The organism is Marinicrinis lubricantis (genome assembly GCF_042658665.1).
Classification (GTDB): Bacteria; Bacillota; Bacilli; order Paenibacillales; family KCTC-33676; genus Marinicrinis; species Marinicrinis lubricantis.
In genome coordinates, this window is record NZ_JBHSQV010000111.1 from 1 (window position 1) to 7,441 (window position 7,441).

At 46.6% G+C, this 7,441-nt stretch carries 7 protein-coding genes and 1 pseudogene; 4 read left to right on the forward strand and 4 right to left on the reverse strand.

Annotated features, from left to right (window positions below; all coding sequences use genetic code 11):
- Positions 1 to 282 precede the first annotated feature (282 nt).
- Positions 283 to 1,365, forward strand: coding sequence for an AI-2E family transporter (locus ACFPXP_RS08745; protein ID WP_379893843.1), 1,083 nt, complete (start codon positions 283 to 285; stop codon positions 1,363 to 1,365).
- 106 nt (positions 1,366 to 1,471) lie between these two features.
- Here ACFPXP_RS08745 and ACFPXP_RS08750 read toward each other — a convergent pair whose 3' ends face one another.
- The 4 genes from ACFPXP_RS08750 to ACFPXP_RS08765 all read right to left on the reverse strand — a co-directional run bounded on the left by ACFPXP_RS08750 (position 1,472) and on the right by ACFPXP_RS08765 (position 4,950).
- Entirely contained in the window at positions 1,472 to 1,927 is a 456-nt protein-coding gene (locus ACFPXP_RS08750) for a VOC family protein (RefSeq protein WP_379893844.1), read from the reverse strand.
- A gap of 118 nt (positions 1,928 to 2,045) precedes the next feature.
- Positions 2,046 to 3,491 (reverse strand): aldehyde dehydrogenase family protein, encoded by a 1,446-nt coding sequence (locus ACFPXP_RS08755; RefSeq protein ID WP_379893845.1) that lies wholly within the window; start codon positions 3,489 to 3,491, stop codon positions 2,046 to 2,048.
- Entirely contained in the window at positions 3,451 to 3,807 is a 357-nt protein-coding gene (locus ACFPXP_RS08760) for a hypothetical protein (RefSeq protein ID WP_379893846.1), read from the reverse strand. The genes ACFPXP_RS08755 and ACFPXP_RS08760 overlap by 41 nt, the downstream gene beginning before the upstream one ends.
- Before the next feature lie 156 nt (positions 3,808 to 3,963).
- A complete protein-coding gene (locus tag ACFPXP_RS08765) occupies positions 3,964 to 4,950 on the reverse strand; it encodes a BadF/BadG/BcrA/BcrD ATPase family protein (protein ID WP_379893847.1) in 987 nt (328 codons plus the stop codon).
- A gap of 218 nt (positions 4,951 to 5,168) precedes the next feature.
- Here ACFPXP_RS08765 and ACFPXP_RS08770 point away from each other — a divergent pair, with 218 nt between their 5' ends.
- From ACFPXP_RS08770 to ACFPXP_RS08780, 3 genes and pseudogenes are all read left to right on the forward strand, one after another.
- On the forward strand, positions 5,169 to 5,945 hold the full coding sequence (locus tag ACFPXP_RS08770) for an ABC transporter permease (RefSeq protein WP_379893848.1): 777 nt from the start codon (positions 5,169 to 5,171) through the stop codon (positions 5,943 to 5,945).
- Complete coding sequence (locus ACFPXP_RS08775) at positions 5,942 to 6,751, forward strand: ABC transporter permease (RefSeq protein ID WP_379893849.1); 810 nt, start codon at positions 5,942 to 5,944, stop codon at positions 6,749 to 6,751. The genes ACFPXP_RS08770 and ACFPXP_RS08775 overlap by 4 nt, the downstream gene beginning before the upstream one ends.
- A gap of 12 nt (positions 6,752 to 6,763) precedes the next feature.
- Positions 6,764 to 7,321, forward strand: a pseudogene (locus ACFPXP_RS08780) (ATP-binding cassette domain-containing protein); the annotation flags it as partial.
- Between the last annotated feature and the right edge of the window lie 120 nt (positions 7,322 to 7,441).

Below are 7,441 nucleotides of genomic sequence, written 5' to 3' on the forward strand. Positions count from 1 at the left end.
TTCACTTCCTCTCGGAGTTTTTGGGTTTGGTCACTTGAAAACTTCTCCAAATTGGGGTGAAGTCCCTTTTTTATCTCTGAAAATCCTTCTGTAACAAGGGCTCAGGTTTCTGCAAAATGCTCATATACGAAATGATGGGTGTGAAGTTCCTCACTTTTACAATTTTATAAAAGAAGTACAACGTTACATACATTCCTGAATATGTTTTGTCTTTCGATCGATAAATTGGTAAGCTTATCTACATGAAAACTGTAAATTGATATTATTTATTGAGGTGAAAAGATGCCCCAAGGCAAATGGTTTCGTATAGGCTATGCCATCGTATTATTATTGTTGATCGCTTACTTGGCTTCACTCGTTGATTATATTTTCAACCCGGTTAAAGCCGTGCTCGGAGCAATTTTCACGCCTCTCCTTCTGTCCGGAATCATCTACTATATGATGAGACCCGCAGTGAAATGGATGACGAAGAAAATTCCGATCGTATTCTCCATTTTGATCGTCTATATTGTTGCGGCCGGACTGTTGTTTCTGGGTTTCCAGGTTTTATGGACTCCCATTCGGGAACAAGCTGTTAGTCTGGTTGAGAACTTCCCGTCCATTATTCGTAGTGTACAGAAATGGCTTGAATCGGTGCAAGATGCCCAATGGCTCTCCAATTTTAATGAGCAGGAGCACTTCAACTTAGAAGAATTGACGGCACGAGCAACAGATATGTTCAGCCAAATCTTGAACAACGTGATGGGCAGTGTGACCGCCGTCATTGAAGCCGCGGCGAACTTTTTCCTGCTGATCGCGCTTGTACCATTCATCGTCTTTTACATGCTTAAGGATGGACATAAGTTTGAATCGATGCTGCTGCGGTTATTTCCCAAACGCCTCCACAAAGATGCAAAATTGACTTTTCAAGAAATTGATACAGCCATCTATTCGTTCATACAAGGTAAAATTGTTACCTCTGTCATTGTCGGAGTTTTAGTATATTGCGGATATTTGTTGATTGGACTGCCTTACGCCATGATCTTAGCAGGAGTAGCGGCCATCACGAACATTATTCCTTATCTGGGTCCTTTTATTGCCGGGGTTCCGACCGTCATCGTGGCGTTAACCGTTTCTCCGCTCGCTGCGATTGAAGTGTGTATCATTTTACTTCTTAGCAATCAGATTGAAGGAAATTTAATTACGCCGAAAATCATTGGAAAATCACTGAATATGCATCCTTTGACGATTATTATTCTGGTTGTCGGCGGCGGAGCCATCTTAGGCATCATGGGGATGATTATCGTCGTTCCCGTGTATGCCATTCTTAAAATATTGTTCCTGCGCGGAATCGATATTTACCGCAGGGAGAAAAAAATCAGTTAGACAGCACTTCTGGGTGCTTCGATATTTATTTTTAGAAAAAGGACCTGTTATCGACTGATAACAGGTCCTTTCTCCTTGGAGCAATTGCTGCAGCGTTTACTTCGATCTATAATTTAGGATCGTTCTCCAGTAATTCCAGGATAACCTTTAAATCCTTCAGCGTGTCTACGTAAGCGTATCGGCCGCCCGTATATTCGCCTTTTTGAATCAGGGGCATATTCCCTTCTTCAAGTAGATTCAGCATTTTCTTCATTCCGTTAATCTGGAAGGCAATATGATGCACGCCTTCACCGTGCGTATCAAGGAATTCCCGCCATGTGCTGGGATGCTCATCCGGTTCGATCAATTCTAATTGAACTGATCCCATATCAAAGAATGCAAGCTTAGCCCTCGCTTCTGAAGGCTGGCCTTTATACCTCATTTCTGTCTGTTCAAGCGGATCTGTCCGCATCCATTTCGGTTTCTCGATGCCGAAAAATTGAGCATAGGCTTCAGAGGTTTGTTCAATGTCACGTACGATAATTCCAATTTGGGTGATGACGGGGCTTTCGATCTTGGCCATTACAATCCAATCCTTTCTCATGGTTTGATTGGTTCATGTATGGTTTCAATCCAATGCTGTATATGATCTTAGGCTACAATACAATGTATTGTAACAATACCTGTTTCATGTGTACACCTTAATCTTCAAACAACTTGGTGCGGAAGCTGACGAGTTTCAATTCCGTCATCTCCTCCATCGCGTAACGAATTCCTTCTCTTCCAACACCACTTTGCTTTACACCGCCGTATGGCATATGGTCAAGACGGAAGGTGGGTATATCATTAATCAGGACTGCTCCTGATTCCAATTGTTCGACTGCGGCAAATGCATGCTCGATATTTTTCGTAAATGCACCTGCATTCAATCCGTATTTGGAATCGTTAGCAAGCCGAATCGCTTCCTCCCACGAATCAAAAGAGGTAATCGTTACGACAGGACCGAACACTTCTTCACAATGAATGTTGGCGGATGAAGGAACATCTGTCAGCACCGTGGGCTGCATAATCTGTCCCATAAAAGTTCCCCCGCAGCGTATATTCGCCCCAGCCTGCTTCGCTTCACTCACCCACTGCTCCAATCGGTTACATGCGTTGGTATCAATAAGCGCAGTGATATCTGTCTCTTCATCCATCGGATCCCCGATCCGCAGCTGATTTGCCTTCTCCGTCAATCGCCGGACAAAAGATTCATATAAGCTGGAATGGACATAGATGCGCTGAATCGAAATACACACCTGACCATTGTAGGTAAAAGCGCCAACTGCCGACTGTTCTGCGATCCATTGCAGTTCCTTTTCTGAGAATCCTTCGTCGATAAGCAGCGGCGAGTTGGATCCCAGCTCCAGGGTCACCTTTCGTAAACCGGCATTCGCTCGGATGACTTTTCCAACACGCGGACTTCCTGTAAATGTAACGTAGGACACCTGATTATGACGAGTCAATACGTCACTTAACTCCCTGCCATCTCCAGGAATGATCTGCAGTACACCTGCGGGCAGACCTGCTTCCTTGAAAACTTCAGCCAAAAATAATGCCGATAACGGCGTTTTCTCCGCGGGTTTCAGCACAATGGTATTTCCTCCGGCGATCGCTGGACCCACTTTATGAGCGACAAGATTAAACGGGAAATTGAAGGGGGTAATCGCACTAACAACACCAATAGGTTGGCGGCGCATATACGCATGTCGATTCTCACCCCGCGGTGCCGCGTCCATCTGTACCGTTTCACTGCTCAGCTGTTTCGCTGCATCCGCTGCAAATCGGTACGTTACAATCGTTCGATCAAGCTCAGCTCTAGCGGCTTGAATAGGCTTGGCCGCTTCCTTCACGATCAACTCTGCCGCTTCTTCCCTCCGTGATAACAATATATCCGCTGCCCTGCTTAGAATTTGCGCACGTTCATAAGCTTGCAAGGTTCGAAACGAAGCAAACGCATCTGCAGCAGCTTCGATCGCTTTCGCGGCTTGTTCTGGAGAGGCGTAGCCTATATGAGCCAAGAGTTCTTTCGTATGCGGGTTACGAAGCTCCACAGTTCTGTCGGCTTCAACCCATCGATTTGATATCCAAAGCTTCGTCGTGATCATCTTTTTTTCCTCCTTTCTCCTTCAAAAAGCGATCAATTTGCTCCCATTGCCCTTCCATTTGCAGGATCTCCTTCTGCTTCGGTCCTATTAGATCAAAATGCGGAAACGATTCTCGATGATGAATATATTTCGAAGGCAAACCGTATTGCCCACACCATGCCATAAGACGCTGGATATCCGAGCAGCCTACCTTCGTGACAGTGCGAACATCAGGAAACCTCGGATCGAGCCAATAATGTGTTAAAAAGGCAATCTCGCCTCTGTTTACTTTGTTTTTCCAATCCGTCAATTTCTCTCGCGTCAAACCAAAAGCCATTTCATTTTCCTTCTTCCCTTTTACTGCTTTCGTGCTGCATATTTCTATCATATCATAATTCACGGTTTCTAATTGGCATACATGACACCCGATTCTAACCAAAAAAACATAGGCCCTGCTAGAGAGCCCATGTTTTGATAAGGATATCGTATGCGCTTAATACTTCGATAAAGGATTTGTGGCAAGGCGAGCTTTCATCGCATCGGTAACTTCCATTTGCAGCTGTTCGTAAGCAAGGAATAATGCCCCAATCACGGGTGTAAACGCAGGCTCCTTGATCTCATATACTTGAACCTGCTGTTCTCCCTCCTCTAGAAAACGCTGGACTGCGCCATACATGTACGGTGTCCTCAGGACGCTGCCAATAAATGATACAGCGATACGTTCGGATCTGAAATTCGAACCCACCAGCTTTATGGCAACGGCCGCCGCTTCCGCGGCGACATCGCATACACTCCGGGCAAGCGGATATCCTTCTTCCGCAGCAGCCGTTATGATGGGTGCCATAGCTCCAAACTGCCGATTGCGCTCGGTCCGTTCCTCTAAGAACCCCTTAGCTCCCAATTGAGCGAGTTCACTTACATTTTGTACTTTCCAAAATGCTAAAATTTGCTCCACCAACGGAAGCTCCTTTTGCGTATATGCTCCAGCGATCACACGAAAGACGGCTTCATAGGACAGATGTCTTGCTGCCGATGCCGCATATTGATGAAAATCATAATTTCTCAGTTCCTTGCCTGCTTCATTGACTCCGTAGACTACCGAGCCTGTACCGGAAATCGCAATGATCCCCGGTTCGCCATTCAACGCGCCGATCTGTGCCGCTCTTGCATCACTGACCGCCATTTTCTCCCCTGACAAGCCTGGCAAACGAATAAAATCTTGTGCCCACGTATAGTCAGACTCCTGATCAATGCCTGCTAATCCTGCGGCCAGCGCAGCAACATCCTGTTCATGACACCGCGCTTGGGCTATGCAGTCCTTGATCGCCTGTCTAATGTTTTGCTTGGCCTCTTGATTATGATGGGGGTTGGCTCCGCCTGCTTCCACATAAGCAATAATATTGCCTTCTAAATCGGCTGCGGCGGCACGGGTTTGGCTCCCTCCTCCATCCATTCCGATGACGATCTTCTTCTGAGCCAAATAAATCTCCTCCTATTCACGGAGTTACCGTATTGTTCAAAGAAATGATTTCTTTTCTTTTCTTCATCCAATTGCTATTTCCTCTTTACTGAGTCTAATGGCCTGAGAAGAAAACGCTTGCCTGACCCATTCACTTTTGCTATGATGGAAATCGTCTCTCGCGTTTCACCTTGACTGAAGTTTGATGTATGTATCTGAACTTATCGGAGGTGTAAAAAATGCTTTATTTCGTTTTGGCTTCAAAAGCGTACGCACGCAATCTTCACTACCGCGGCGCACATATGGTACATAATATTGCAAGTGCCCTGTTCGGTTATATGTACGCCTGCATTTGGATCGGCATCGGGGAAAACCGCTCCCTCGGTGATTACGGTCTGCAAGGAATGGTCAGCTATATCGCATTTACCCAAGCGTCGTTATGGATATCCGGATTTCTTACGAACGGTCTTGGCATCCCTGAGTCCGTCAGAACCGGACAAATCGCACTGGACCTCATGCGACCGATTCATCTATTCACCCACCTGATGTCCCGGGAATGGGGACAAATTGCTTACCAATTCATCTACAAATCCATTCCGATTTACCTCCTTTATACCTTTGTATTTTCACTTCAAGTTCCAACACAGATTTCCCAAATCATCTATTGTTTCATCGGTTTAGGCTGCGCAGCTTATATTGCCATCTGCATCCATTATTTAATCGGTGCCAGCGCCCTATGGACCACCGAATCGAGTTGGCTGTACTGGTGCAATCACGCACTGATGATGCTTCTCGCCGGCTTCTTTATTCCACTGGAATGGCTTCCAGATTGGCTGCAGAAGGTGAGCTGGATGAGTCCGTATCCGTTTATGCTGTATGTGCCAACCCGCATATACCTTGGCTTTGAAGGAGGAGCACTGCTCATCGGTTCATTGTGTTGGTGTGCAGTCATGACCATACTCTGTATTGGAGTGACCCACATTCTTAAGCGCAAGGTGGAGGTGCAGGGCGGATGAATCTGTCATCCTTTATGTATTGGGCCAGGCTTTATAAGCTATTAATTCAGGGGAGCATTCGTTCCCGTATGCAGTATAAATTCAATTTCATCCTTGCCTCTGTTCTCGCCGCACTCATTCAGATTGCCGATTTTCTCATGGTTGCCATCGTGCTCAACAAGTTCGGGGCCATTAAAGGTTGGACACTGTACGAGGTTGGTTATTTGTTTGCAGTCATGACCCTATCCAAAACCATCTATCGTACATTCGCAAGCGACGTACATCATTTGGAGCGTTATCTTGTGAACGGAGAGCTGGATCAGCTGCTCATTCGGCCGGTCCCTGTCATGCTGGCCCTGATGTCGCAAAATTTTCGAATCATGCTGGGTGAACTGCTGCAGGGCGGTTTTGTGCTGGGCTGGGCCATCTCCGGAATGATGAGACAAGGGCAGGTGGACTGGATGGTTGTTCCGCTTTCTATGTTCGTGATCCTGACAGGTGCCGTCATCCTCTTCTCTATTGGACTGGCAACCGCAACGGTCGGCTTTTGGATTACTCGTATTACCGAGCTTCAGAATATTACAGAAGACGCCGCACGAACCGCGGCCCAATACCCACTGGTGCTGTATCCGAACTGGCTGAAATCGATTCTGCTATTCGCCATCCCCGTTGGATTCGTCAACTACGTGCCTTCACTTTACATATTGCGCGATCAGGCCGGTGCATGGGTTTTGCTTGTCGTCGCTTTGGCCGCAATAATCTGCTTAGGACTCAGCTTGTGGTTTTGGCGCTATGGATTAACAAAGTATCAAAGTACAGGAAGCTAGGAGGAATCATCCATGTCATCATCTCTCATCGAGGTCCATCAACTGCACAAGCAATTCAAAATTCCGGTTGTTCGGGAAGGGCGCTTCTCCGGAATTCGAACGTTATTTTCTCGTGACTATTGTGTCAAAGAAGCGGTCCAAGACATCAGCTTCAGCATCACAGAAGGGGATTTCGTCGGTTATATCGGCCCCAACGGTGCAGGCAAATCGACGACGATCAAAATGCTGACAGGCATTTTGCATCCCAGCTCAGGGGAGGTGCGAATTGGAGGTCAAAGTCCCCAGAAGCACAGGCGCCGAGTTGTCCGCCGGATCGGGGTTGTGTTCGGACAGCGCAGTCAGTTGTGGTGGGATTTGCCGGTCAAGGATTCGTATGACATCTTAGCGGAAATGTACCGAATTGAAGCGAAGCAGAAGCAATTGAGAATCCAGCAGTTGACCGAGCTTCTCAGCTTAGATGAAATATGGTTTACACCGGTCCGCAAATTGTCATTAGGCCAAAGAATGCGAGCGGACCTAGGGGCGGCCATGCTGCATGATCCCGATATTTTATTCTTAGATGACTCAACTTTCGCAGCTTGGAATAGGCAGATAAGCCTTGATGTAATTGGGTAAAGCAGAGATCCATTGCTGTAATTGACACTGAATCAGAGTGGAAAGCTTTTTCCCTGCTTTTGAAGCGACTTCGTG